Below are 25,988 nucleotides of genomic sequence, written 5' to 3' on the forward strand. Positions count from 1 at the left end.
GGACCCTCGCGCGGTCGCTCCACACGAGGTCCCGCCGTTCCCCGTCTCAGGAGGTGGTGCCGCTCACCGCGAGCACGCCCCGCGCGAACGTGTAGGTCTGCGCCGCCGCTTCGTCGAGCGGTACGTGCCGGCCGGCCGGCGGAAAGAGGTCGACCACGCCGATCGCGCCGTAGTTCGCCCAGAGGCACGTGGTCATGGGGATCGTGTCGGACACGTTCTGCTGGCACTTGAGCACCAGACTGGCGGTGGTGAAGCTCTCGGGCTTACCGACCGGCATCCTGCCGTAGCCCTTCGCCAGCCCCGTGGCGCGCTCGAAGACCTTGTCCAGAGCGGCGACGGGGTCCGCGACCTTCGCGTACAGACTCGTGCGGGTGGTGAGGTTGGGCGCGGTCACACGCATCGCGCCCTTGCTGAGCACGATGCGCTGCGGCGCGAAGCAGGAGACCTTGTCGTCCCCGGTGTCCCCCCTGGTCGCCGTAAGGCCGTCGACCGGCGGGACGCTCATGGCCCGGTCGCTGCCGAACTGAAAGCCCCCGTCGCCCTTGTCACACGTCATGCCGTCCAGCGACGGGACGTTGACCTGCCGATAGCGCGCCCCCGAATCCGCGTCGAGTTTCGCCGCCGTCGGCAGGGACGCACCGGCGGCGGCCTTTCCGCCGCCCTCCCCTGCGCCCTTCTTCCCGTCACCGCCGTCGGAGCCGCATCCCGCAACGAGCAGGCCGATCGCCACGGCTCCCGCCACAGCCCCCCATGTCCTGTTCATTCCTGCTAACTCTCCCCGTAGTTCTCGATGATCACCGAGCGATCCTACGGGTGGGGCACCCCGTGCCGTCCTTCGTCGACGTCTCCGGCACGGGGCGGGGAGGCCCCGTCACGACCACCGCCGTGAGCGCACTCCGCGGCCGCTCGCGCACCCGGCCCCCGCCGCCTCGTCTGCCGCCCGCCTCCCGCCGCGCCACGGCGGTCAGCCGGTGACCAGCGCCCGCTCCCAGTGCTGGGTGTCCGCGTACTCGCGCATGCTGACGATCCTGCCGTCGCGGACGGTGAAGATCCCGGTGTTCTTCTGCTGGTACGGCCTGCCGGTCTTGCCGGTCGCCCAGGAGTCCCACTCCACCAGCACCTGCTCCCCCTCGCCGAAGATGTTGGTGACCCGCACACCGACCTCCCGTTCGGGGTCGAGGTGGGCGAACGCGGTGGCCAGGAACCCGTTGATGACCTGGTCCCGTCCCTCCCAGGTGCCGGAGATCGGCAGGTCCCCGCCGTACCAGCAACTGCCGTCCTCCGCCCAGGAGTCCCGGATCACGTCCTGCTCACCGGCCGCCAGCGCGGCGAAGTAGCGGCGGACGACGTCCTTGGCTGCGGTGCTGTTCATGAGGTTCCCTCCCTCGATCCGGGCGGCCCTTCCGCCCGACGACCCCCAGTCAAGCCGCCCGCCCGGCACGCACCAAGACGCATTCCGCACACCCAGTCATCACGAACCCTGATCAATAGCTGATCGATACCGGCCGTATCTCCCGAAGCGGCAGGCAGCCGCGGAGCCTCAAGCCGTCCCGTTCTTCAGCGCAGGAAACGCGCCCGGCGGGCGGTATCCCCCGCACGTGGACGGCCTGTTCGCCCGCCACTCGGGCGCGAGCACCGCCCAGATCTCCATGTCGTGCAGCTTGCCCCGGTACCGGAAGCTCTCCCGCAGCACGCCCTCCCTCGTCATCCCGAGCCGCCCGGCCACGGCGATGCTGGGCGCGTTCGCCGTCGAGGCCCACCACTCCACGCGGTGGATGCCCCGCTCCTCGACGGCCCAGTCGATGACGACCCGCGCGGCGCGGGTCACCAGGCCCCTGCCCACCGCCGACGGTTCCAGCCAGCAGCCCGCCTCGGCGGTGCCCTGCGCGACGTCCATCGTCCGGAGGATGACCGCACCCACCAGCTCGCCGTCCCACCGGATCCCGCAGATCCGCCCGGTGTCGGCCGCGGCCTTGTCCGCGTACCCCTGGAGGTACGCCCGGCTCGACGCCGGATCGGTGACGACGTCGGGGAGCCCGACGTACTGCCCGATGAACTCCCGTCCACGGTCCATATGGGCCAGGAACTCCTCGGCCTGCCACGGCTCCAGCGGGCACAGCTGCGCGCCGTCGCCCCCCAGGGATATCGCGTACATCGTCACCTTCCACGGTCGGAACGGTCCCGTAATGCGATGGGGTGCCCATCCCCGATTCCCGGATGGGCACCCCGATGTCAGTTCTGCCGACGGCCGTTCACCCAGCGGAACGCACGGCGGCAGGGTGATGAAGCGTCAGCGTACGTGGACCGTACGGACGTCCGTGGTGATGTCCGCGTACGGGTGACCGCCGTGCGGGCCGTCGAGGCCGTAGAGAACGCCGCGGACCTGGAGTACGCCGCGGTGGGTGGTCTTGATCTTCGCGTCGACCTTGGCCTCGGCGGCACCGATCTCCACGATGGAACCGCACTTGACGGTGTGCCATGCACCGTGCGTTCCGACACGGTCCTGAGCGCAGAACTTCCCGTACATCACCGCGTCGCTGTCGGCCTGCCCCTTGACGTGCACGCTCTGCCCCAGCTTCACGGTGCTCGGCGACACGCTGATCGTCGCGCTCCCCTTGGCGAACGCCGGCGTGACCGCCAGCACGGCCGCGGCCACGCCCATGGCGCCCACCGCGGCGAACCGAGCACCCTGGCGCCCGATTCTGCGGCTTCCGACTCGTCCCGTTACGCGATGCGTCATCGCTGTCCTCCCGTTTGGTCGATGATGCGGTCTGCACGACTCCCGGACCTGAAGCGCCCCTTCGCGAGTTGCGTGGGGGCGGATCCCGGTCGTGGCACAGGAGAAGAGTGTGAAAACGCGAGGTGCGTTCCCTCCCGGGGTGCCGGACTTCGACCGGTACGGGTCCGCCGCTCGGCCCGGCACTGACGAGGAGGACCGGCTGGCCTCCCTCCGGCGCCTCCTCCGGACGGCCCGGCAGGCGCGGAGGACCGGAGCACCCGCGTGGCGGCTGCCGCGCCACAGCGGGGGACAACCCGACCCCCGGCCCTCCGGCTGGCAGCATGGCCCAACCGGCCCGCCCCTTCCTACGGTTGTGCCATGCCGACAGCCAAGCCGACATTCCCCGCCGTGAGCCGGCCGCTCACCCGGTGGCGCATCGCCCGCCGCACGTCCGTGGTCCTCGTCACCGCCGCGCTGCTGTCGGCGCTCTTCCCCGCACGGCCGGAGGCGGCAACGCCGGCCCTGCGGCCCGCCGGGCTCCAGCGGGACGCCGACGCACTGCACCGCGCCGGGGTCACCGGCGTCTCCGTCCGGCTGGACACCCCCCGCGGGGTGCGCACCGCCCGCAGCGGAACCGCCCATCTCGGCACCGCGCGTCCGGTGCCCCTGAACGGCTCCGTCCGGATCGGCAGCACCACCAAGACCTTCGTGGCGACCGTACTGCTCCAACTCGCGGGCGAGGGGTGGCTGTCGCTCGACGACACGGTGGACAGGTGGCTGCCGGGCGTGGTTCGCGGGCACGGCAACGACGGGCGCCGCATCACCCTGCGCCGACTCCTCCAGCACACCAGCGGACTGCCCGACTACATCGGCGAGGTCGCACCGCACCCCAGCGCCGCCGAGTACCACCGGAACCGCTGGACGGCCCACACCTCCGCACAGCGCGTCGCGCTCGCCATGCAGCATCCGCCGGCCTTCGAGCCCGGTGCGCGCTGGCAGTACTCCAACACCAACTACGTCCTCGCCGGCATGGTGATCAAGGCGGTCACCGGTCGCTCCTGGGAGGACGAGGTCCGCGGCAGAATCCTGCGCCCGCTCCGGCTCACCCACACCCGCGCGCCCGGTGACCGGCCGTTCCTGCCGGGCCCGCACGCCTCCGACTACCAGCAGTTCGCACCGCACGGCCCGCTGACCGACACCACGATCGCCTACCTCCCCTTCGACGGCGACGCCGACGGGTCGCTGATCAGCACGACGGCGGACACCAACACGTTCTTCCGGGCGCTGCTGCACGGCGAGTTGCTGGCGACCGCCCAACTCGCCGAGATGCAGCACACTGTCGAGGAACCGGTCGGCCACGGCACTCCCCCGGGCACCCGCTACGGGCTCGGCCTCGAATGGACACCACTGTCCTGCGGGGGCGGATACTGGGGCCACAGCGGCGACGGATACGGCTACCTGGTGTGGCCCGCCACCACGCCCGACGGGCGCGCCACCGTCACCGTCTCGGTGCACAGCCGCCCCGGGGACCAGGACACCGCCGCCCGCCAGATCCGGGGCGTCACCGGCCTCGTCGACCATGCCCTGTGCGCCGTACGCGCCGAAGGGGGACCTGACACGGCCCGTACGACCGCACCGGATCGGCGACACGGCGGTCGCGCGGCCGCGGCGGACCGCGACACGGCGGCGGCACGGCGGCGACACTGAGGGGGATATACGGATATCCGTGCATCTACGCGCTGGGCCGCGGGTGGGGCTCGGCGCGTGGCCGCCCGGGTGTGCGGCGGATGTCCGGACCTCGCTGAAGGGAGCGGTCGTGACGGAGCGGACCACATGCTGTGTGGTGGGCGGCGGGCCCGCCGGAATGGTGCTCGCGCTGCTGCTGGCGCGGGCGGGTGTGGCGGTGACGGTACTGGAGAAACACGGGGACTTCCTGCGCGACTTCCGCGGCGACACCGTGCACCCCTCCACCCTGGCGCTGCTGGACGAGCTGGGGCTGAGCGAGCGGTTCGGCCGGCTGCCACAGCGGCGGGTGACGACCGTTCAGCTGCCGCTCGGCACGGACGGCTCGCTGGTCACGGTCGGGGACATGTCGGTGCTGCCGGGCAGGTTCCGGTACATCGCGATGGTGCCGCAGTGGGACCTGCTCGATCTGCTGGTGGACGAGGCGCGGCGGGAGCCGTCCTTCTCCGTACGGATGAGCACCGAGGCGACGTCGTTCCTGACCGAGCGCGGGCGGGTGGCCGGGGTGCGCTACCGCACGTCCGACGGCCGGACGGGCGAGCTGCGGGCCACTCTCACAGTGGCCTGCGACGGTCGGGGCTCGCTCGCCCGGTCGCTGCCGGAACTCGGACTGCGCAGCTTCGCCTGCCCGATGGACGCCTGGTGGTTCCGGTTGCCGCGGCGCGACGGCGATCCGCACGGGCTGGTGGGCGGCGTCGGCGACCGCCTTCTCGCCGCCATGATCGATCGCGGCGACTACTGGCAGTGCGCCGCGCTGATCCCCAAGGGCACGGACGCCGAGCGCCGCGCGGCCGGCCTGGAGCCGTTCATGGTCAACTACGCGGTCGCCGCCCCCTGGCTCGCGGACCGGGTACGCGCACTGGCCTCCTGGGACGAGGTGAAACTGCTCGACGTACGGCTCGACCGCCTGCGGCGCTGGCACCGCCCGGGGCTGCTGTGCATCGGCGACGCGGCACACGCCATGTCGCCGGTCTTCGGTATCGGCATCAACCTCGCGGTCGAGGACGCGGTGGCCGCCGCCCGGCATCTCGTCGGGCCGCTGCGCACGGGCACGGTCGGCCTGCGCGACGTACGCGGCATCCAGCGCCGCCGGTGGCCGACCGCGGTCCTGACGCAGGGGTTGCAGCGGTTCGCCCATGCCCGGGTCATCGAACCCGTGTTGGCGGGGGATCCGCCCTTCGGCAACCCCCGGCGGGCGAAGCGGGCGGCCGAACTGCTCGCCACCTCACGGTGGTTGAACCGCCTGCCGGCCTACTTCCTCGCCTACGGCGCGGTGCGCGAACGGCCCCCGGCGGCGTCCGTCCGGTGAGTTGTCCGGCGAAACGCACGGCGAAGCGTACGGCGCGGCGGGCGGTGCGGGCTCCTCTGGGCCCGTTCTCCCCGTCCTCCCGAGTCCGCCGCACCCGCCCGGTCGCCGCTCACCAGCGCACCGCGGTGAAGTCGACCGGCCGGGGCGTCATCTCGCGCACCCGGGCCGTCAACCGGCGCATGCGCTCGGCCATTTGGGAGGCGGGCAGGTGCTTGCGGCCGCCGTGCCCGGCGAGCAGCCACTCGAAGCGCAGCCGGTCGACGGTACGGGCCAGCGACGCGGCCAGCTCGGTGATCGAGTACCAGGTGACGCTCTCCGCCACCTCGATGTCCTCGGTCGCCCGCGACCAGTAGAAGCTGTCCCCGCTGAAGCAGTAGCGGTCATCCGCGACGTACAGCACGCTGCCCCTGGTGTGGCCGGGGAGCGGATGGGCGAGCACCCCTTCGGCGATCTCCACCAGCTCGGTGCCGCGCAGCACACGGTCGGCGTCGGGTGCCGCCGCCAGGTCGCCCTCGTGGATCCACAGCCGGGCGCCGAAGCGGTCGGCGTAGCGGCGGCCGTGCGCCGCGTGGTCCTGGTGGGTGAGCAGGACGTCGCTGACCGGCCCGAGCCGTTCGTAGCGGGTGGCCAGTTCCTCGCTCCAGCGAGGCGTGTCGACCATCATCTGGGTTCCGGAGGGCCGGCGCAGGAGGAAGGAGTTGGCTGCCGCGGTGTGCGGGGAGTTGTGCCCGCAGAGATGGACCGCGCCGGCGGAGGCACCCGGGTCCGGGGCGCCGGTTCCGTCCGCGCCTTCGAGAGGCATGGGGAAGGGATCCCGGTCGGCGTCGAGTCGACGGGACGGGCGGCGGATCGACCGCGAATGGCAGGCGAACGCCGCCGCGTGCAGCTGCCGTTCCTCCGCCTCCCCCACCGGCTGGCGCAGGATCTCGGACCGCCCGCCGACCTCTCCGATCAGCCCCGGGGCGAGTTGTCGGGCCACATCGCAGTTGTTGCAGCGGTCGTCCACGTACCAGTCGGCGGCTGCGGGGTCGGTGAGGCGTGTGTCGTCCACGGAGTGCCCCCTCCTCATAGCGTTCTTGGCTTCCTCGGTCACGAGAACGAGATTCCCCCGGTACCGGTCGGAAGCGGAAGGGGCGTCAGATCTTGTTTCTTTCGTCGCATGCGCCTCTCACGGAGGCGGGAGAGCAAGAAGTGACGCGGCCATGCCAACCACCAACCCGCCGGAGCACATCCGCTCACCCGCCCACGTCATGGGCGCGCCCGGCTCCGGCGTCCGGCAAGTCCCTGGTTCCGTCGTCCGGCTCAGTCGTCCGGCACCTCCGCCAGCCGGAAGGGTCCCGCGGACCCCGGAGCGAACATCACCGGCAGATTGCGGCCCAGCGGCACCACGACGACCGGCTCGTCGCGGTACTCCCTGAGGAAGGCTTCCAGCGGCTCCCAGATGAGGCCCCAGTACCCGGACTCGGTCCGCTGGTGCTCGAAGGAGAGGGTCAGCGCGGACTCCTCCACGGTGACGCTCACGGCGCTCACTTCCAGCCACTCTCCGCCGACCCAGGCTTCGAGTCTTACGTACGACATGACGCAAGGGTGCCCGCACCGCACGCCGCCCGCAATCAGCGACCGTCCTACGGCGACAACGGCTCGCCCGGGCCGCCGCCCGCCGCCTGTTCCGCGGCTGCCCCGCCGTCCCCGCGCCCGACCGCGGTCCGCGCCCGGCGCTGTCCCGGCGTGTGCCCGAACGCCCGGCGGAAGACGTCGATGAAGGCGCTGGCCGAGGACCATCCGCAGCGGTGCGCGACCGCGGTGACGGGCACGTCGTCGGCGAGCAGCAACAGCGCGTGATGCAGGCGGAGTTGGGTGCGCCACTGGGGGAAGGTCATCCCCATCTCGGCATGGAAGAGGCGGGTGAGGGTGCGGGCGCTCGCGCCGGCTTCGGCGCCCAGCGCGGCGAGCGGGCGGGGGTCTGCGGGGTCGTTGCGGAAGATCGCGCAGACGGCGGCCAGGCGCGGGTCGGTGGCGGTGGGCAGGTGCAGCGGCTGCTGGGGCGCCTGCCGGAGCCGGTCGACGAGTACCGCCAGCAGACGCCGGGAGGCGGGGGCTCCGGGGTCGGCGGCGGGGTCGCTGTACGCGATGAGGAGTTCGCGGAGGAGCGGGCCGACGGCGAGCACCGCCGGGTGGTCCAGGTGCAGCGGGTTGGTGTGGACCGGAAGGCCGACGCCGTGCAGGACGGTCGGGCCGTAGGCGCGGTGTTCGTGGCGGATGCCGGCCGGGATCCAGATCGCTCGGGTGGCCGGGGCGACCCAGCTGCCGGCCTCGGTGGTCACCGACAGCACCCCGCGGCCCGCGTAGACGACCTGGTGGACGTCGTGACGGTGCGCGGAAACCCCGCTGCCGGGGGCCAGGAAGCGGGTGACCGTCGGGAGATGGGGCCGGGCTTCGAGGGGGCCGGGCGTCCGGGTACGACGGGACGTGCCATCGTCGGCGTGGCGGGTCTTCGGCATGACCTGGCAATTTATCGGAAGCCTGCCACGGCCCGGCGCACCGAGGATCGTGGACATGACCAGCGATACGACCGGCAACACGACGAGCAAGACGAGCGAGCCGTCCGGCGCTGTGCAGGGCACGGCGACCGGCGACCGGACCCCGCGGTCGACCGGCGACGCAGACCGACCGTCCCCCGGGCGGCGGCGCTCCCGTCCGATCGCGATGATGGCCGTCGGCCATGCGACGGTGGACTTCTACCAGGGCGCGGTGCCCACGCTGGTGCCGTTCCTCGTGGCTCAGCGGCACTACGGGTATGTCGCGGCCTCCGGCATCGTGCTGGCCGCGACGTTGCTGTCGTCGATCGTTCAGCCGCTGTTCGGCGCGCTGACCGACCGGTGGACGATGCCCTGGCTGATTCCGGCGAGTTCCCTCGGCGCGGGACTGGGCATCGCACTGTCCGGGACCGGCGACTCGTACGCACTGACCTGGCTGGCGGTGGCGCTCTCGGGGATCGGTGTCGCCGCCTACCACCCGGAGTCCGCGCGGCTGGCGCGGCTGGCCAGCCGGGGCAGCGATGTGGCGATGGGCTGGTACTCCCTCGGCGGCAACATCGGCTTCGCGCTGGCGCCCGTGGTCGTCGCCCCGGTGCTGTCCGCCGGCGGGCTGACCGCGTCGTGGTGGCTGGTGGCGCCGGCGGTCGCCGGGGTGCTGCTCACCACGTCCGTCATCCGGAACCTGGCCCGGCGCGCGGCCGTTGAGCGGTCCGCCGGAGGCCGTACCGGCCGCGACGACTGGCCCGTGTTCCTGCGGTTGTCGGCCGTCATCGTCTGCCGGTCGATCGTCTTCGTGGGACTGAGCGCCTTTATCGCGCTGTATGCCGAGCAACGCGTGCCCGGCGGCTCCGCGGCGGGTTCGGCCGCGCTGTTCACCCTGTTCGCCGGGGGTGCGGTCGGTACGGTCCTGGGTGGCCGGCTGGCGGCCCGCTGGGGACGCGTCCGCATCCTGCGCATCGCCTACGGCGCCGGCGTCCCGGCCGTCGCCGGCCTGGTGTTCGTCCCCGGTCCGGCCCTCTACGTCTTCACCGCCCTGACGGCGGCCGCCCTTTACGTTCCGTTCTCCCTGCAGGTCACGCTCGGCCAGGACTACCTGCCCGGCCGGATGGGCACCGCGAGCGGGGTCACGCTGGGCCTCGCCGTCAGTGTGGGAGGACTGGCCTCCCCCGCCATCGGCGCCCTCGCCGACGCCACCACACTGCGGACGGCGCTGACGCCGCTGATCGCACTGTGCGCGGTCGCCTGGTGCATCGCCGGCACGCTCGTCGAGCCGCGAGGGGATGGCTGACACCCTGTCCCCACCGATCGCCCCTCGCCGGCATCTGCGCGGCGCGGCCTGCCGGTCGGCGAGCGGTCCACCGGGGAGCGCCCCGAGAAATCCCTGCGGGTTGTCCGGAATTCCGTGGTGTTCCGTTCCTCCGGACCGGACCGCACCACGGCGGGAACCCCTGTGGAGATGGTCTCCCGCCTCAGCGAAGCCGTTGCCGGGCTGTGCCGCATTGACGGTTCGGGGCGTGTGAAGCGCGGCAGTTGAGGGTGCGGCCGCGGCTGCGCCCGCCGAGCCGGTGGTTGCGCCATAACGGCGGCGCCGGGCCCGTGGGGAGCGAATTCCCTACGGGCCCGGCGCCGTCACGGATCAGCTGACGTGCGCGTCAGCGCGCGGGCCGTTGCGAGCCCACGCGATGGTCCTCGGAGGCACGTGTGCCGCCGTCGGCGAGGTGGTTGCCGGTGGCCTGGCTCGTGGGAGAGGCGTATTCGGATGCGGCTTGGCTCTTGGAGTTGCGGCGCATTTCCTGCAGGCCCTTTTGGATGCCGTTGCGCAGCCACCTGCCGAGCGGGCGTTCCACCAGCCGGTGCACCCCCCAGGAGAGCAGCAGCATGAAGGCGATAAGGCCGAGCAGCAGCACGGGGGCGGGGACGTGGTTGCGCAGGATGTCGATGAGGGTGAAGCCGATGTACATGTGCAGCAGGTACAGCGGATAGGTCAGCGAACCGGCGGTCACGAGCCAGCGCCACTGCACCTTGTCGAATACCCCGAGGGCGATGGCGGCCATGATGGCGAAGGCCAGTATCACGCCGAGGCGCGCCGGCCAGCCGTGCGCCACGCTCGCCTTGGCGCCGACGTTCATGATGAGCCGGCCGCGTACATAGTGCTGGGCCAGCAGGAATTCGACCGCGACGATGGCCCACAGCAGCAGGGTGGGCTTGTAGCGGTACATCAGATAGAAGGCGATGCCGGAGATGAAGTACGGCGAGTACGGGGCGATGGCCCAGACGGAGAGGAAGTTGCTGTTGGCCTTGAGGGCGACGACTCCGGCGACCGTCCACAGGCCGCAGAACAGTACGCACCGGCGGTAGGTGACACCGCGGTATACGACGATCGCGAAGAGCAGGTAGAACTTCAGCTCAAGGAAGAGCGACCAGTAGACGTCGTCGATGTCGGAAACGCCCACGCCCTGCTGGAGCATGCTGAGGTTCGTCAGGACCGTTTCCAGGTTGTCCGCACGGCGGACGTGCGGCCAGATCATGAGGACGGCCGCGGTCAGCAGAACTCCGACCCAATAGGCGGGGTAGAGGCGGGAGACCCGGGATTTCACGAAGTCGCCGAGGGAACGGCCCCAGGCGCTCATGCAGATGACGAATCCGCTGATGAGGAAGAAGACTTCTACACCCAGCCACCCGAACTCCGCGGCGTGGTACAGAGTCGGCGAGAACGCATGCGGATCATTACCCCAACCATCACGCAGGGTGATGTAGTGATAACCCAGGACCATGAGTGCCGCCACAAGGCGCAGTCCGTCAAGGACATAGAGTCTTGATTGTCGCTGTCCCTTCTCTGGTGGGGCCAAAGATCCAGGCACAGCGAAGGGCATCCCGCGGTTCCTCACAGTTGGTAGGTGCGTCGACTAGACCCATCCCATCTCACTCATGAAACAGGGAAGGCAAGTTTGATTGAAATGATCGCAAAGCTTTGATGCATGGCCAGTGCAAGGTGTCCCGTAAATCACCTTTCACCCGATGGGGTATAGCACGGGCCAATTCCGGCCAATACGGATACGAGTGGCCGGACTTCCGGCCCACCGACCGCCGTCGGAACTTTACTTGCACTTCCGTCCACCGCAACCTTCCCGCACTCCCGGAATTTTATGCTGCGCCATCCGGACCACGAGCCGCCGGCGGACCGCCCAAGAGCCCTGGAGCTGCGGTGACTTCACGCACAATACGCGAGGGATGAACGGGAGATGAGCGACGGATACGCGAGGGGGCGAACGAGGAATTCCACGGGACGAGTGATCCACGTCACGATAACTCGTCGCGTTTTCAAGGAGTTTGACCGAGGGCGTGGACGTCGATGCACCAGCCTCGCGGCACCCGCGCCGGCGAACGAGGCGCGGAGGGGAACCGGCACCGTACCGCGCCCGTCGTCCGCCGACCCTACACGCCGTAAGGTGATCGCCATGAGTGGCAGCAACTCCCCCGACGACCCCCCTGACGGCCACCTGCGCCACGGCGGGCTCCGCGGTGACGGCAGGCGCCGCAGCCCCGGTGAGCTGGAGAGCGAGGTCCTCGCCTCGCTGTGGGCGACCGAGCGGGCACTGACCCCCACCGAGATCCAGGCGGCGATCGGCGGGCTCGCCTACAACACAGTGCACACCATCCTCAAGCGGCTCTATGACAAAGGGCTGGTCGTCCGCGATGCCGACGGGCGGCGCGGCGCGTACCGCCCCGCCAAGGACGCGGCGCAGCTGACGGCCGAGGTGATGCACCAGGCCCTGGACCGCGGCCCCGACCGCGTCGCCGCGCTGCAGCACTTCGTCACCGGGCTCGGCCCGGACGAGGAGCGGGCGCTGCGGGACCTGCTCGGCGAAGGCCCGGACGCATGAAGGTCGACGTCTATGTCCCGCTGGTGCTCGCCGCGCTGCTGATGGTGGCCGGCCCGGCGGTGAGCCGGCTGCTCGCCCCCGCGTACGCGGCGCGGGCGCTGGTCATCACCGTGGGAGTGACGGCGGCGACCTCGACGTGGGCGCTGCTCCTGCTGGGCGGCACGCTGCTGGACGACGCCCCGCCGGTGGTGGCCGAGGCCCAGGAGCGCCGGGTGCACATCCCCGATCCGGTGCCGGCGGTCATCGCGGTGCTGGCGCTTGCCGCGATCGCGGTCGGCGCCTGGCGGGTCGCGGGCGTCGTCCGCAAGCACCGCGCCACGGGGCGGATGCTGCGGCGGCTGCGGGCGGGGCATGCCACGGACGGCGAACTGATCGTGGTGGCGTCCACGGTGCCGCAGGCGTTCGCGCTGCCCGGTACGGCGGGTGCGCCCGGCCGGATCGTGGTGACGTCGGCGATGCTGGCGGGGCTGGACGCGACGGAGCGGCGGGTGCTGCTCGCACACGAGCGGGCCCATCTCCGGTACCGGCACGCGCGGTTCCAGGTGGTGGCGGACCTCGCCGCGGCGGTCAATCCGCTACTGGTACCGCTGCGCGAGACGGTCGCGTTCCTGTTGGAGCGGTGGGCGGACGAGGCGGCGGCCGCGGAGGGCGCGGGGCGCGCGAGCACGGCGCGCGCGGTAGCCCGGGCGGCGCTGCTCGCGCACCGCGCTCCCGCGCCGTACAGGTCGTTCCACCTCTCTCAGTTGGCGATCACCCAGCGCATCGCGGCGCTCCAGGCCGAACCGCTGCCGCAGGCCCGGCTGCTGGCCGTCGCGGTGCTTGCCTCGGCGCTGCTCCCGGCCATCGGGGCCGCGGATGCCACCACCGATTTCGTGCACTCGCTGGGGCGGGCGCTCATGCTGTAAGGGGGCCGAGCGGCGCGTTCCACCTGCCGCTCCCCAAGTTCTACATCATGTAGTAGCTTCTGGCGGGTGAGGCCGACGCGACCAGCGTGTCCCGCCCCTGCCCTCAAGGAGCTGAGCCGCTGTGCCCTACCGTGACCACTCTGCGGGCGAGTGCGCTGGTGCCTGGGAGCGCGGCCGGCGCCGTACCGCCCGGCGCGTCCTGATCATCTCGGCGAGCGTGGGCGCCGGTCACGACGGCGCCGCCGACGAGCTGTCCCGGCGGCTTGAGGCGGACGGGTTCCGCGTCGACCGGGTCGACTTCCTCGACCTGCTCCCGGCCCGCCTGGGCAGGCTGCTGTCCGGCTCCTACCGCCGGCTGCTGGCCTGCGCCCCGTCCGGCTACCAGCGCCTCTACGCGGCCACCGAGCACAACAAGCGCCCGGGTGGCGCGATCCGGGCACTCCTGCGCAGCGCCGAGCGGCGCACCCTGCGCGCGGTCAGCGCCGACACCTGCGCGGTGGTCTCCACCTATCCGGGCGCCAGCCAGGTGCTGGGCGCGCTGCGGCTGCGCGGCCGGTTGTCCGTGCCCGTCGTCACGTATCTCACCGACTTCTCGGTCCATGCGCTGTGGGTGGCGCGGGGCGTCGACGCCCACCTCGCCGTGCACCCGATCCCCGCCGGGCAGGCCCGGGCCCTCGGTGCCGCGGGTGTGACGGTCGGCGGACCGGTGGCCGCCCGCCGCTTCACCCCGGCCACCGAGGAGGGCAGGCGGGCGGCTCGCGCGCGCTTCGGGCTGCCCGCGGAGGTGCCGCTGGCGCTGCTGGTCGCGGGGTCGTGGGGCGTGGGCCCGGTGGAGCAGGTGGTCGGCGAGATCGCCGCGAGCGGTGCGGCGGTGCCGGTGGTGGTGTGCGGGCACAACGAGGCGCTGGCCGACCGGCTGCGCGCGGCCGGGGTTGCCCATGTGTTCGGCTGGGTGGCGGACATGCCGGGGCTGATGTCCGCCGCGGACGTCCTCGTCCAGAACGCGGGCGGGCTCAGCTCGCTGGAGGCGTTCGCCGCCGGGCTGCCGGTCGCGAGCTATCGCTGCATCCCCGGCCACGGCCAGACCAACGCGTCGGCGCTGGACGCGGCCGGACTGGCGGTGTGGATCAAGGACGCGGACCGGCTGGAGCCGGTGCTGACCGAGCTGCTGGACGGCCGTCTCGGGCGCCGGCAGCGGGAGCGGGGGCTGGCGCTGTTCGGGTCCGCGCACGGCCCGGTGCAGGCGATCGCCGAGGTCGCGGACCGGGCCGCCACCGGGCGCGTACGGCGGCGTGGGCCGGTACGGCGCAGGGGACTGCGGCTCGGTCGGCGCAGTGTCGCGGCCATGGCGGCGGCGGTCGCCACCACCGTCACCCTGGGCATCGGCGCCCCGCTCGCCGAGGCGTACCGCGACTCCCCCACCCGCTTCGCCGCGCTGACCCACTTCCTGGAGGAGGACCGGATATGACGGCCGCCCGCACCCTGCTGCGCGCCGGGGCCGCGGTGCCCGTGCTCGCCGCGCTGCACGGCGCCCCGGTGATCTCCACCTTCGGACCGCTGCGGAAGCGGCTGATGCCCCGGCTGTCGGGGCAGGGCCGGCCCGGGCACGTGGCGCTGACCTTCGACGACGGCCCGGACCGGCTGTCCACCCCGCGCTTCCTGCGGCTGCTGGACGTCCGGGACATCCGGGCGACCTTCTTCCTGACCGGCTCGATGGCCGTCCGCTCACCGGGGCTGGTCAAGGAGATGGCCGCCGCCGGGCATGAGATCGCCGTGCACGGCTGGTCCCACCGGATGCTGCTCCTGCGGGGGCCGCTCTCCACGTACGACGATCTCGCGCGCGCCCATGACGCGGTGGCCGACATCACCGGCAGCCGGCCCCGGCTGTTCCGGCCCCCGTACGGGGTGATGACGAGCGGTACGTATCTGGCCTGCCGGCGGCTCGGTCTGCGCCCGGTGCTGTGGACCGCCTGGGGCGAGGACTGGCGGGCGCGGGCGACGCCGCGCAGCGTCTACGACACCGTCGTACGGGACCTCGGCAGCGGGGGCACGATCCTGCTGCACGACAGCGATGCCACCTCCGCCACCGGATCCTGGCGCAACACCCTGGGCGCGCTCCCCCGCCTGCTGGACACCTGCCGCGAGCGCGGTCTGGAGGTCGGTCCGCTGCGGGACCACCAGGTCCGCTGCTACGCGCCGTAGTAGTTTGGGACGTCCGGCGCGGAGTGCGGCGGCGCCGCGACATCGGCGAACCGAAGGTGGAGGGCTGCGGAGCGTGAGCGGGCAAGGGGACCTGGCGGGGAGCCGGCGCGCGCGGGGCGAGCTGGAGAGCGAGGTACTGGCGGCGCTGTGGGCGCTCGGCGAGCCGGCGGGCGCCGGTACGGTGCGCGAGCAGGTCTCCGGGGAACCCGCCTACACCACCGTGCTGACGATCCTCTCCCGGCTCCACGACAAGGGGCTGGTGACCCGCGACCGCTCCGGGCGCGGCTACGTGTATGCGCCGGTGCGCGATGAGGCGGGCCATGCCGCGGCCGGCATGCGCGATCTCATGGAGCAGGTCGACGACCGGGCGGCGGTGCTGGCCCGGTTCGTCTCCGGGCTGCGGGCCGAGGACGAGAAGCTGCTGGAGGAGCTGCTGCGCGGGCAGCCGCGCTCCTAGTGCCTGTCCGACCCTGACCCATCGGACAGGCCCCAGCCCTCCGGGGGCCTCCGCCGGATCCGCGCCCGTCACTCCGCGTGCACACCCCTCCGGCCCACCACCGCCCGCGCCGTCCGCCGATGGCTAGTAGGACGGAGTCGACGGAACGCGCGGAGGATGGGTGCGGGATGCAGATCGTGGTCGACCTCAATCGATGCCAGGGCTATGCACAGTGCGTCTTCCTCGCGCCGGAGGTGTTCGAGCTGCACGGCGAGGAGGCGCTGATGTACACGCCGGCACCTCCTGAAGGCCAGCGGAACCGGGTCCGCCTCGCGGCGGCGGCCTGCCCGGTCCAGGCCATTCTCGTGGGCGAGCAGGCGGGCGCCGAGACGGCGGTGGACGCCGATGTCCGGTGACCTCCTGAACGGGCGGATCGTCATCGTCGGCGCCTCGCTGGCCGGGCTGCGGGCGGCCGAGACGCTGCGCGCCGAGGGCTTCGCCGGTTCGCTGACCATGGTCGGGGAGGAGCCGCATCCGCCGTACGACCGGCCGCCGCTGTCCAAGCAGGTGCTGCTGGGGCGGGTGCCGGCGGCCGACGTCGGGCTGCCGCGCCGCCGGGAGGTGGACGCGACCTGGAAGCTCGGGGTGCGCGCCAGCGGGCTGGACCCGAACGAGAAGGAGGTGCTGCTGAGCAACGGCGAGCGGCTCCCTTTCGACCGGCTGCTGATCGCCACCGGCACCCGAGCGCGGCCCTGGCCGCAGCCCGAAGAGGCCGCGTTGGACGGGGTGTTGACGCTGCGGACGAGCGATGACGCGGGCCGGCTGGCCGGGTTGCTGGACGCGGGGCCGCGCCGGGTGCTGGTGATCGGCGCCGGGTTCACCGGCTCGGAGATCGCGTCCGCCTGCCGGGAGCGCGGTCTGGAGGTGACGGTCGCCGAGCGGGGGCCGGCGCCGCTCGTCGGGGCGCTCGGCGGGACGCTGGGCGCCTTCGCGGCGCGGTTGCAGCGGGCGCGCGGGGTCGATCTGCGCTGCGGGGTGACGGTCACCTCGCTCACCGGCGACAACGGCCGGCTGACAGGCGCCGAACTGTCCGACGGCAGCCGGATCGACGCCGATGTCGCGGTGGTCGCGCTGGGCGCCGTCCGCAACACCGAGTGGCTGGACGGCACCGGGCTCGCCGCGGGGCCCCGGGGCGTGGCCTGTGATGCCGGGTGCCGGGCCTTCACCATGTACGGGATCGTCACCGACGACGTGTTCGTGGCCGGTGACGTGGCCCGCTTCCCGCATCCGCTCTACGAGTACCAGATGCTGTCCCTGGAACACTGGGGAAACGCGGTCGCGCAGGCGGAGGTGGCGGCCCACAACATGGTCAGCCCCGGGCCGCGGCGGCGCCCGCATCTGACGGTGCCGGCCTTCTGGTCCAGCCAGTTCGGCCTCAACATCAAGTCCGTCGGCGTCCCGACCTTCTCCGACCAAGTGGTCATCGCCCAGGGCTCGGTGGACGAGGGGCGGCTGGTCGCGGTCTACGGATACCGCGGGCGGATCACCGCGGCGGTCACCGTCAACCGCGCCAAGTGGCTGGAGCACTACCGGCATCTGATCGAGACCGCGGCGCCGTTCCCCCCGGGGCCGGGCGCCGCCGACCGGCCCGAGCCCCTGGTACCGGTCCCCTCCGACGTACCGGACCCGCGGGTGCTCTCACACGGTCCGACCGTCGTCCTCACCGGTCATCTGCCGGACCGGCGGCTGACCCTGGCATGGCGGGACTGACCCCGCCGCAGCCCGCTTCCGATGACCCCACGAGGAGCCCTGCGCATGTCCACGGAGACCCTGCTGGAGCGGATCACCGACTACGCGAACCGCGCCGACCCCTACCCGCTCTACGCCGAACTCCGCGAGAACGGGGTGTCGCGGCAGAACGACGGCAGCTACCTGGTGGGCACCTACCACGAGATCGCCGCGCTGCTCCACGACCCGCGGATCAGCTCGGACCTCCGCAACCGCGCCGAACCGGACGCGGCACTGGCCCGCCCGGACGATCTGCCGCCGGCCTTCATCGGCGTGGACGACCCCGAGCACGACCGGCAGCGGCGCCTGGCGATGCGCCCGTTCGGCCCGCCGCACTCCCCCGGCCGGATCGACGCGCTGCACGGCGACATCGAGGAGATCGCCCGGGAGCTGATCGACGGGTTCCGCGGCAGGGAACGCATCGACCTCGTCGACGACTTCGCCTACCCGCTGCCGGTCACGGTCATCTGCCGGCTGCTGGGCGTGCCCCAGGAGGACATGCCGCAGCTGCGCGCCTGGACGAACACCGTCATCGAGCCCCTCGACCGCTCCCCCGGCGACGACGCGGCCCGGCGACGACGCGCGGGCATGGAGGCCCGGTCGGCGATGGGCCACTACCTGGGAGAGCTGGCCGCCCGGCGCGACGCCCACCCGTCGAACGACATGATCTCCGAGCTGGTCCACGACGACGGCCCCGAAGGGCGGCTCACCAGGCCGGAGTTGATGACGACGCTGGTGCTGCTGATGATCGCCGGCCACGAGACCACGATCAACCTGATCACCAACGGGATGCTCACCCTGCTGCGCCATCCGGACGCGCTGGAGCGGCTGCGCCGGGAACCGGAGCTGATGCCGTCGGCGGTGGAGGAACTGCTGCGGTTCGAGCCGCCCGTCCAGATGCTGCCGCAGCGCACCCCGCTGACGGACATCGAGGTCGGCGGCATCCACATCCCCAAGGGCGCACCGCTGTTGCTGGTGCTGGCCTCCGGCAACCGGGACCCGCTGCGGTTCGAGAACCCCGACCACTTCGACCCGGCCCGTCCGGACAACCAGCACTTCGGCTTCGGCAGCGGCATCCACAGCTGCTTCGGCGCACCGCTCGCCCGCATCGAGACCCAGATCGCGCTGACCGCGCTGATCGACCGCCTCGACGATCCCCGGCTGGCCGAGGACCCTCCCCCCTACCGGCACAGCCCCGTCCTCCGCGGGCCGCAGCACCTGCCGATCGTACGGAACGCCGGGGCCGCGCCGCGGGGTTGAGCCCACGGGGCGCGGGGGCCGGGGGACGGTGCTACGAGCCGCCGCCGGCCGCCGCGCCGGAACCGGCCTTGCGCTCGCCGCCTTCCCCGTCCGGCCGAGCCTCCAGGGTCAGTTCGAGTTCACCGTCGCCGAGGTCGGCGACGACGGTGTCACCGGGGTTGAGCGAGCCGTCCAGCAGCATGTTCGACAGGCGGTTGTCCAGCTCGTTCTGGATGGTCCGGCGCAACGGCCGGGCACCGAACTCGGGCTGGTAACCGCGGTGGGCCAGCCACTCCTTGGCCGCGTCGGTGACCCGGAGCTGGATCTGCTGGGCGTGCAGCCGGCGCCGGCTTCGCTCCAGCAGGAGGTCGACGATCTGCACCAGGTCCTTCCGGGTCAGCGCGTGGAAGACGATGACCTCGTCGATGCGGTTGAGGAACTCGGGGCGGAAGTGCGCACGGAGTTCGGCCATCAGGTCGTCCCTGATCTCGTCGACCTCCCCCTTGTGGGCGAGGATGCGCTGGGAGGCGATGTTGCTGGTCATGATGACCACGGTGTTGCGGAAGTCGACGGTACGCCCCTGGGCGTCGGTGAGCCGCCCGTCGTCCAGGACCTGGAGCAGCAGGTTGAAGACGTCCGGGTGCGCCTTCTCCACCTCGTCGAAGAGCACGACGCTGTACGGCTTGCGGCGGACGGCCTCCGTCAGCTGTCCGGCCTCCTCGTAGCCGATGTAGCCGGGAGGCGAGCCGATGAGGCGGGAGACGGTGTGCCTCTCCTGGAACTCGCTCATGTCGAAGCGGACCATCCGGTCGGGGTCGCCGAAGAGCCGTTCCGCGAGCGCCTTGGCCAGTTCCGTCTTGCCGACACCGGTGGGCCCCAGGAAGAGGAAGCTCCCGCTGGGCCGGTCCGGGTCGCCCATGCCCGCCCGGCTGCGGCGCACGGCCTGGGCGACGGCGGTGACCGCCTCTTCCTGGCCCACCACGCGCTCGTGCAGGGCCTCTTCGAGCTTCAGCAGCCGGTCGCGTTCGGTCTCGGTGAGCTGGGACAGCGGGATGCCGGTGCGCGCGGAGAGCACCTCGGCGATGTCCTCGGCGGTGACGGCGGCGGCCCGCTCCCGCTCCTCGGCCATGCCGGCCAGCTCTTCCTCCGCCTCCCGGATGCGCTCCTTGAGCGCGGCGGCGCGTTCGTAGTCCTCGGTGCTGACGGCTTCGTCCTTCTCCCTGCGGAGCTTGGTGAGGCGTTCCTCCACTTCGGCGGCCCCGCTGGGGCCTTGCACTCCGCGCAGGCCCACCCGGGCTCCGGCCTGGTCCATGAGGTCGATGGCCTTGTCGGGCAGGAAGCGGTCGCTGATGTAGCGGTCGGAGAGGTTCGCCGCGGCGTCCAGGGCCTCGTCGGTGAAGCGCACCTGGTGGTGCGCCTCGTAGGAGTCGCGGAGGCCGCGCAGGATCTCGATGGTCTCCTCGACGGTGGGTTCTGGCACCATGACCGGCTGGAAGCGGCGTTCGAGGGCGGCGTCCTTCTCGACGTACTTGCGGTACTCGTCGATGGTGGTCGCGCCGACGACGCTCAGGTCGCCGCGCGCGAGGGCGGGCTTGAGGATGTTGCCGGCGTCCAGGGAACCTTCGCCGCCCCCGCCCGCGCCGACCACGGTGTGCAGTTCGTCGATGAAGAGAACGATCTTCTTCTCGGCCCCGGCGACCTCGTCGATGACCTTCTTCAGCCGCTCCTCGAACTCGCCCCGGTACTTGGACCCGGCGACCATCCCGGCGAGGTCCAGACCCACCACCCGGCGGTCGCACAGCGCCTTGGGCACCTCCCCGGCAACGATCCGCTGCGCCAGCCCTTCGACGATGGCGGTCTTGCCGACTCCGGGGTCGCCGATGAGCACCGGGTTGTTCTTCGTACGGCGGGAGAGCACCTCTACGGTCTGCTGGATCTCGGCCGCGCGGCCCACCACCGGGTCGAGTTTCCCGCTGCGCGCCTCGTCGGTGAGGTCCCGCCCGTATGCGTCCAGGGTCGGGGTCTCGCCAGGGCCGCCCGCCGTATGCTGCCGTCCGCCGCCGTCCAGCGCCCCGGCCGGTGCGCCCTCGGCGCCCAGCGTCTGGGCCAGTCCGGAGCGGGGGTCCTCCAACAGCGCGGCGAGGATGTGCTCGGGGCCGATGTACGAGGCGCCGGCCGCCTGGGAACGCGCATGGGCGGCGAGCAGGGCGCGTTTGGCCGCCGGCGTGAGCGCGGGTTCCCCTTCGGCGGTGCCGGCGGGCAGGCTGTTGCCCAGGTCCTCGGCGAGCGCGTCCGGATCGGCGTGCGCCTGTTCCAGGATCTGACGGGCGGCGGGCACCTGCGTGGCGGCCCAGAGGAGGTGCACGGTGTCCAGGTCGGATCCGTCCTGAGCCGCCCGGTTCCCGGCGGCCGCCAGCAGTTCGTGCGAGGAATCGCTGAGCAGCCGGCCGATGGGGACGCGCTGCACCGCCGGCGGGGAGGCCGCCGGACTCATCCCGAAGAAGCGGCTGAAGAGATCGGCGAACGGGTCGCCGGACCCGAAAGGGGAAGTCGTCACGGTGGCCACCTGTCCAGCGGGCGGCGCCACGGTGGTGAGCTGCCTGCCGTAGTCGATTTGCCCGTACCCGGCCATTGTTCGACGGCTGCGGCCGACGGGCGACCTGGGAGGGGCACCCGGGGCGCGCCCCGGCAGCGGCGCGCTCGGCTGCCGATTTCCTCAAAGAGCTGTGGCCGGACGGCCAGGTCCGGCGTGGTGCGGCCACTGCCACGGACGGGGTTCCGGAGGCATCTCGATAAATGGGGTGCCGCACCCGCCCCTGTCACGTAATGTGCACTTCCGGCATGCGCCACTTACTCGGGGAGGGTGTCGATGGACGCGGAACTCGTCAGGGCCTGGGGAGTCGGCTGGGCCGTCTCGCGCCGGAAGCCGCGGCCCGACGAGCACCCCTGGGGGCTCTACATCGAGGTCGGCAGGCCCGACCAGGTGGGGCGCCATGTGGTCGTCGACGCCGACGAGCCCGCCGTGCGCCGGGCCGCCGCCTCGGTGCGCGTGCCGTACACCTGGCTGAAGGTGCCCAGGGAACCGCAGGACGTGGCGCGCTGGCTTCCCCGGGGGTGGGTGGTGGATGCGGCGGAGTCGGGCCACCTGATGGCCGTGCGGCTGCGGACCAGCAACCCCCGGGCGCCGGAGGGCTATCGGGCGCTGGTGGAGACCGCCGGCGGCGTCACGTATGTGCGGGTCTTCGACGCGGCGGGCCAGTTCGCCGCCAAGGGCCAGCTGGCCGCCCTCGGGGAGGCCGGCATCGTCGACCGCGTGGTGACCGAGGAGGCGCACCGGCGGCGCGGCCTGGGCGCATTCGTGATGCGCACGCTTGCCGACCGGGCCGTGGCGGACGGTGTGACGCTCGGCGTCCTGGGCGCGACCGACGAGGGGCGCGCACTGTACGAGACGCTCGGCTGGAAGCGGCACGCGGCGCTGGCGGCCTGCGTCTACCGGCCGTGACCGGCGTCCGCCGGGCTGGTACCCCCCGTGACCCGGCTCTCCTTCTCACCGACTTGACCCTCACATCAGTGTGAAGGTTCGAGCATGCGGTGCAGGCAAGCAGCAACGCATGACGGACACGAGGTGAGAGTTGATGGACAACCGGCTCTACGACTACAGCCCGATCACGGAGCGGGCGCCGATCCACTGGCCCGGCGGCGCCCGGATCGCCTTCTACGTGGGACTCAACGTCGAGCACTACCAGGTCGACCGCCCCTCGACGAGCATCTTCCCCGGCACCGCGGACCTCGCGCCGGACCCCCTCAACTACGGCTGGCGCGACTACGGCCCGCGGGTGGGCATCTGGCGGCTCATCGACAGCCTCGACCGGCACCGCATCCGGGCGAGCGTGATGCTCAACTCCGACGTCGGCGAACGCTATCCGCAGATCATCCGGGCGGGACGGGAGCGCGACTGGGCCTGGATCGCCCACGGGAAGAACAACTCCGTCTTCCAGGCCGGGATGACTCCCGACGAGGAGCGCGCCTATCTGGCCGAGGTGGTCGGCACGATCGAGCGGACCACCGGCCACCGACCGCGCGGCTGGCTGGGCCCGGCGCTCACCGAGACCTTCCGGACCCCGGAGCTGCTCGCCGAGCTGGGCCTGGACTACGTGCTGGACTGGTCGAACGATGACCAGCCGTACCGGTTGAACGTGCCGGGGATGCTGAGCGTCCCTTACTCCATCGAGGTCAACGACATCAGCCTGTTCGTCGGCAGGAGTCTGAGCGGACCGGACTTCGTACAGATCGTCAGGGACCAGCTGGAGCAGCTGTATGACGATGCGGCGGACAGCGGCCGGGTGATGTCGCTGGTGCTGCACCCCTTCGTGATCAACCAGCCTTTCCGGCACCGGTACTTGGACCAGGCGCTGGAGCACATCGCCGGCCATCCAGGGGTGTGGCTGACGACCAGCGACGAGATAGCCGCGCACTACGCGCGGACATCCGCGGGGCAGCCGGCCTGACGAGGGCGGCCGGGGCGGAACACCCTCATGAGCCGCCCGGGCACCCCAATGCCACGCGCCCCGGCCCCTCCACCGTCTCCCTTATGTCCTATCTATTACATTTACCCCATGTATCAGTCGGAGGACAGGTCGAAGACGCCAGCGGCAGCGACCACCGCGGTACTCACCGGGCTCGGGGCCTGGCTGCCGCCCCGCGAGGTGACCAACGACGAGCTCTGCTCCCATCTGGACACCTCCGACACCTGGATCCGCGAGCGCATCGGCATCGCGGTACGGCGCCGGGCCGACCCGAAGACGGCCACCGGCGACCTGGCGGTCGAGGCCGGCTCCCGCGCCCTGCGGTCCGCCGGCATCTCCTCGGTCGACGCGGTCGTACTGGCCACCACGACACCGGACCATCCGTGTCCGGCCACCGCTCCGGACGTGGCCGCCCGGTTGGGGCTCGGCAACGTGGCGGCCTTCGACATCTCCGCGGGATGCTCGGGGTTCGTCTACGCCTCGACGGTGGCAGCCGGACTGATCCGCTCCGGTACGGCCACGCGGGTGCTCGTCGTGGGGGCCGAGACCATGTCGGCGATCATCGACCCCGAGGACCGGTCGACCGCGCCCATCTTCGGGGACGGTGCCGGTGCCGTCGTCCTGGAGGCCGGACGCCCGGGCCAGGCCGGTGCCCTGGGGGAGGTGGTGTGGGGCAGCGACGGCGAGCGCGGCGACGCCATCGTGATCCCGGTCGGCGGATCGCGGAACCGGGACAGCCGGCACTCGGCGCCGAAGGCCGACTTCTCCGTACGGATGCACGGCAACGAGGTCCTGCGGCATGCCATCCGCCGGATGGTCGCCGCCGCCACCCGGGCGGCCTCGGCCGCGGGATGGGAGCCGGCGGACGTCGACCGGCTGATCGTCCATCAGGCCAACGCCCGGATCAGCGCGGGCGTCGCCGCGGCGCTGGGCATTCCGCCGGAGCGGGTGCCGTCCAACATCGCCGAGGTGGGGAACACCGCCGCCGCCTCGATCCCCTTGCTGCTGGCGCACGCCGCGGCCAGGGGATCGCTGCAGCCCGGCCACCGGGTGCTGGTGGTCGCCTTCGGCAGCGGGCTCGCCTGGGCCGCCACCACGCTCGTGTGGCCCGCGGGGGTTTGCGCCGAGCTATGACCGCCGCGCCCTCGCCCCGCGCCTCAATCAGGGATCCGTCCGTCGTCTGCCCCACGGATCCGCCGCCGTCTCCGTAAGGGAAGTGACCATGTTCGTCCAGCTGAAGAAGATCCTCACCGGGCAGGCCGCGTTGCCGGCAGACCCCATCGTCCCGGATGCGACGCTGGCGCAGGCCGGTATCGACTCCATGGCCGTCACGGTGCTGTCCATGGTGCTCGAAGACAACATGGGCCTGGTCATCGACGAGGACGAGCTGTCCAAAGCGGCGACCGTCGCCGAACTCGCCGACCTCATCGCGCGGCGCGCGTCCGCCGTCGCCGTCCGGGACTGACCCGTGGACACCGACGAACGCCTCCTCGCGCTGACCCTGCGGGGGATGGCGTACGCCTGCCGCATCGTCCCGGCCCGGCGCCCGTGCGGCACCGAACCACTGGTGCTGATCGGCGGCGCGCTCCAGGACATGTACTCCTGGCCTCGGCTGGAACGGCGGCTCACGGAGCACACCACGCTGATGCTGATGGACCTGCCCGGTACCGGCAGCGCCGGCGACCTGGCCTCGACCGCCGGCTTCGACGTGCTGGCGGACGCGGCGCTGCACGCCATCGACCAGCTCGCCGCGCCCCGGGTCAGTCTGCTCGGCGCCTCCTACGGCGCCCCCATCGCCTACCGCCTGGCCCAGGCCCACCCGGATCGTGTGGCGCGCCTGATCCTCGCCGGCGCCACTCCCCGCGTCGGACCGCGCCTGACCGCCGTCGTCCGCCAGGGACTTGAGCTCATCGGCACCGACGCCGGCACCGGCACCGGCGCGCCCGCCGACGACTCCGCCCGGCAGGACTACGCCCGCAAGGTCGTCGACATGCTGGTCAACAGCGCCACCCGGCACGAGGTCGCACAGGGGCCGGCGGTCGCCCGGATGCTGGAGCGGCAGCTCATGCGGACCTCGTACAGCGCCGCCCTGCGGCACGCTGCCTGCCACGAACGCCTGCTGGACGTCGACCTCTACCCGCCGGGCGGCATCGACACCGTCCGCACGCTCGTCTTCACCGGCGAGCACGACTGCACCAGCTCGCCGGAGGAGAACCGCGCCGTCGCGGCCACCATCGCCGACGCGACCTTCCTCCTGATCCGCGACGCGGACCATATGGCCCATCTCGAACGGGACGCCGAGTACGCCGACTTGGTCACCCGCTTCCTGCGGGATCTGCCGCTGTGGGACCTCCCGTACTGCCAGTACCCGGACACCCCGGGCCGCCCCGATCCGCAGGGCGCGATCAGCGGTGCCCCGCAGCATCCGACGCACCCGCACCCGCACGCTCACCCTCAGGCTCCGGGACCAAAGGGCCCGCAAGTGCCTTGCGGATGACCCGATCGAACCGATCGCCGGCGTCCTGCGCCGGGCCGCCGCGGTGAGATACGCCGCCTGGTCCGTCCGGCGGGCGCTGGGCGAGCGGTGACTCTCCAGTTCGGCACGGACGAGCACGGCGATCAGGGCGTTCAGGGCCTTCAGCACGGCGACGGCCTCCAGCTTGGCGGGGCTGGTCACCCCGCGCACCGGAGCCGGCGCGC

At 72.3% G+C, this 25,988-nt stretch carries 25 protein-coding genes; 16 read left to right on the forward strand and 9 right to left on the reverse strand.

The window, feature by feature from the left end; genetic code table 11:
• Nucleotides 1–46: 46 nt before the first annotated feature.
• From ACO1BR_RS21350 to ACO1BR_RS21365, 4 genes are all read right to left on the reverse strand, one after another.
• Nucleotides 47–763, reverse strand: a complete 717-nt coding sequence (locus ACO1BR_RS21350) for a hypothetical protein (RefSeq protein ID WP_426796673.1) — start codon at nt 761–763, stop codon at nt 47–49.
• Nucleotides 764–964: 201 nt separating this feature from the next.
• Complete coding sequence (locus ACO1BR_RS21355; RefSeq protein WP_426796674.1) at nt 965–1,372, reverse strand: nuclear transport factor 2 family protein; 408 nt, start codon at nt 1,370–1,372, stop codon at nt 965–967.
• 168 nt (nt 1,373–1,540) lie between these two features.
• Nucleotides 1,541–2,155: a GNAT family N-acetyltransferase gene (locus ACO1BR_RS21360; protein ID WP_426796675.1), complete on the reverse strand. Its 615-nt coding sequence runs from the start codon at nt 2,153–2,155 to the stop codon at nt 1,541–1,543.
• A 135-nt stretch (nt 2,156–2,290) separates the two neighbouring features.
• Nucleotides 2,291–2,662 carry a hypothetical protein gene (locus ACO1BR_RS21365; RefSeq protein ID WP_426796676.1) on the reverse strand — a complete coding sequence of 124 codons (372 nt, stop codon included), beginning with the start codon at nt 2,660–2,662 and terminating at the stop codon, nt 2,291–2,293.
• Nucleotides 2,663–3,097: 435 nt separating this feature from the next.
• Between ACO1BR_RS21365 and ACO1BR_RS21370 the strand changes: the two genes are divergently transcribed.
• Both ACO1BR_RS21370 and ACO1BR_RS21375 read left to right on the forward strand, forming a co-directional pair.
• Nucleotides 3,098–4,426 carry a serine hydrolase domain-containing protein gene (locus ACO1BR_RS21370; protein WP_426796677.1) on the forward strand — a complete coding sequence of 443 codons (1,329 nt, stop codon included), beginning with the start codon at nt 3,098–3,100 and terminating at the stop codon, nt 4,424–4,426.
• Between the two features lie 157 nt (nt 4,427–4,583).
• Nucleotides 4,584–5,771, forward strand: a complete 1,188-nt coding sequence (locus tag ACO1BR_RS21375) for an FAD-dependent oxidoreductase (RefSeq protein WP_426796784.1) — start codon at nt 4,584–4,586, stop codon at nt 5,769–5,771.
• Nucleotides 5,772–5,880: 109 nt separating this feature from the next.
• Here the strand turns inward: ACO1BR_RS21375 and ACO1BR_RS21380 are convergent, their stop codons facing one another.
• The 3 genes from ACO1BR_RS21380 to ACO1BR_RS21390 all read right to left on the reverse strand — a co-directional run bounded on the left by ACO1BR_RS21380 (nt 5,881) and on the right by ACO1BR_RS21390 (nt 8,272).
• Nucleotides 5,881–6,840, reverse strand: a complete 960-nt coding sequence (locus ACO1BR_RS21380) for an MBL fold metallo-hydrolase (protein ID WP_426796785.1) — start codon at nt 6,838–6,840, stop codon at nt 5,881–5,883.
• A 233-nt stretch (nt 6,841–7,073) separates the two neighbouring features.
• Complete coding sequence (locus ACO1BR_RS21385; RefSeq protein ID WP_426796678.1) at nt 7,074–7,349, reverse strand: hypothetical protein; 276 nt, start codon at nt 7,347–7,349, stop codon at nt 7,074–7,076.
• Between the two features lie 47 nt (nt 7,350–7,396).
• Nucleotides 7,397–8,272 carry a helix-turn-helix domain-containing protein gene (locus ACO1BR_RS21390; RefSeq protein WP_426796679.1) on the reverse strand — a complete coding sequence of 292 codons (876 nt, stop codon included), beginning with the start codon at nt 8,270–8,272 and terminating at the stop codon, nt 7,397–7,399.
• 205 nt (nt 8,273–8,477) lie between these two features.
• Between ACO1BR_RS21390 and ACO1BR_RS21395 the strand changes: the two genes are divergently transcribed.
• Nucleotides 8,478–9,596 carry an MFS transporter gene (locus tag ACO1BR_RS21395; RefSeq protein ID WP_426796786.1) on the forward strand — a complete coding sequence of 373 codons (1,119 nt, stop codon included), beginning with the start codon at nt 8,478–8,480 and terminating at the stop codon, nt 9,594–9,596.
• A gap of 364 nt (nt 9,597–9,960) precedes the next feature.
• On the opposite strand, the gene ACO1BR_RS21400 is transcribed toward ACO1BR_RS21395, so the two are convergent.
• Entirely contained in the window at nt 9,961–11,082 is a 1,122-nt protein-coding gene (locus ACO1BR_RS21400; RefSeq protein ID WP_426796680.1) for an acyltransferase family protein, read from the reverse strand.
• 684 nt (nt 11,083–11,766) lie between these two features.
• Here ACO1BR_RS21400 and ACO1BR_RS21405 point away from each other — a divergent pair.
• The 8 genes from ACO1BR_RS21405 (at nt 11,767) to ACO1BR_RS21440 (ending at nt 18,783) form a co-directional block, all read left to right on the forward strand.
• Nucleotides 11,767–12,192, forward strand: a complete 426-nt coding sequence (locus ACO1BR_RS21405) for a BlaI/MecI/CopY family transcriptional regulator (protein WP_426796681.1) — start codon at nt 11,767–11,769, stop codon at nt 12,190–12,192.
• A complete protein-coding gene (locus ACO1BR_RS21410; protein ID WP_426796682.1) occupies nt 12,189–13,097 on the forward strand; it encodes a M48 family metalloprotease in 909 nt (302 codons plus the stop codon). The genes ACO1BR_RS21405 and ACO1BR_RS21410 overlap by 4 nt, the downstream gene beginning before the upstream one ends.
• 121 nt (nt 13,098–13,218) lie before the next feature.
• Entirely contained in the window at nt 13,219–14,565 is a 1,347-nt protein-coding gene (locus tag ACO1BR_RS21415) for a glycosyltransferase (RefSeq protein WP_426796683.1), read from the forward strand.
• The gene (locus ACO1BR_RS21420) at nt 14,562–15,299 is read left to right on the forward strand and encodes a polysaccharide deacetylase family protein (RefSeq protein WP_426796684.1); all 738 of its coding nucleotides are present in this window, start codon (nt 14,562–14,564) and stop codon (nt 15,297–15,299) included. Before ACO1BR_RS21415 ends, ACO1BR_RS21420 begins: the two co-directional genes overlap by 4 nt.
• A 73-nt stretch (nt 15,300–15,372) precedes the next feature.
• Complete coding sequence (locus ACO1BR_RS21425; RefSeq protein ID WP_426796685.1) at nt 15,373–15,756, forward strand: BlaI/MecI/CopY family transcriptional regulator; 384 nt, start codon at nt 15,373–15,375, stop codon at nt 15,754–15,756.
• Between the two features lie 167 nt (nt 15,757–15,923).
• Nucleotides 15,924–16,151, forward strand: a complete 228-nt coding sequence (locus ACO1BR_RS21430; protein WP_426796686.1) for a ferredoxin — start codon at nt 15,924–15,926, stop codon at nt 16,149–16,151.
• Nucleotides 16,141–17,505 carry an NAD(P)/FAD-dependent oxidoreductase gene (locus tag ACO1BR_RS21435; RefSeq protein WP_426796687.1) on the forward strand — a complete coding sequence of 455 codons (1,365 nt, stop codon included), beginning with the start codon at nt 16,141–16,143 and terminating at the stop codon, nt 17,503–17,505. The genes ACO1BR_RS21430 and ACO1BR_RS21435 overlap by 11 nt, the downstream gene beginning before the upstream one ends.
• A gap of 45 nt (nt 17,506–17,550) precedes the next feature.
• Nucleotides 17,551–18,783 (forward strand): cytochrome P450, encoded by a 1,233-nt coding sequence (locus ACO1BR_RS21440; protein ID WP_426796688.1) that lies wholly within the window; start codon nt 17,551–17,553, stop codon nt 18,781–18,783.
• A 31-nt stretch (nt 18,784–18,814) separates the two neighbouring features.
• Here ACO1BR_RS21440 and ACO1BR_RS21445 read toward each other — a convergent pair whose 3' ends face one another.
• Nucleotides 18,815–21,319 carry an ATP-dependent Clp protease ATP-binding subunit gene (locus tag ACO1BR_RS21445; protein ID WP_426796689.1) on the reverse strand — a complete coding sequence of 835 codons (2,505 nt, stop codon included), beginning with the start codon at nt 21,317–21,319 and terminating at the stop codon, nt 18,815–18,817.
• Nucleotides 21,320–21,631: 312 nt separating this feature from the next.
• Here ACO1BR_RS21445 and ACO1BR_RS21450 point away from each other — a divergent pair, with 312 nt between their 5' ends.
• The 5 genes from ACO1BR_RS21450 to ACO1BR_RS21470 all read left to right on the forward strand — a co-directional run bounded on the left by ACO1BR_RS21450 (nt 21,632) and on the right by ACO1BR_RS21470 (nt 25,785).
• A complete protein-coding gene (locus tag ACO1BR_RS21450; RefSeq protein WP_426796690.1) occupies nt 21,632–22,264 on the forward strand; it encodes a GNAT family N-acetyltransferase in 633 nt (210 codons plus the stop codon).
• A 133-nt stretch (nt 22,265–22,397) separates the two neighbouring features.
• Entirely contained in the window at nt 22,398–23,270 is an 873-nt protein-coding gene (locus ACO1BR_RS21455) for a polysaccharide deacetylase family protein (RefSeq protein WP_426796691.1), read from the forward strand.
• Nucleotides 23,271–23,378: 108 nt separating this feature from the next.
• Nucleotides 23,379–24,422, forward strand: coding sequence for a beta-ketoacyl-ACP synthase III (locus tag ACO1BR_RS21460; protein WP_426796692.1), 1,044 nt, complete (start codon nt 23,379–23,381; stop codon nt 24,420–24,422).
• Between the two features lie 88 nt (nt 24,423–24,510).
• Entirely contained in the window at nt 24,511–24,753 is a 243-nt protein-coding gene (locus tag ACO1BR_RS21465) for an acyl carrier protein (RefSeq protein ID WP_426796693.1), read from the forward strand.
• Nucleotides 24,754–24,756: 3 nt separating this feature from the next.
• Nucleotides 24,757–25,785: an alpha/beta fold hydrolase gene (locus ACO1BR_RS21470; protein WP_426796694.1), complete on the forward strand. Its 1,029-nt coding sequence runs from the start codon at nt 24,757–24,759 to the stop codon at nt 25,783–25,785.
• Nucleotides 25,786–25,988: the final 203 nt, after the last annotated feature.

Origin of the sequence: Streptomyces sp. YGL11-2 (genome assembly GCF_050054615.1) — a bacterium.
Lineage (GTDB): Bacteria > Actinomycetota > Actinomycetes > Streptomycetales > Streptomycetaceae > Streptomyces.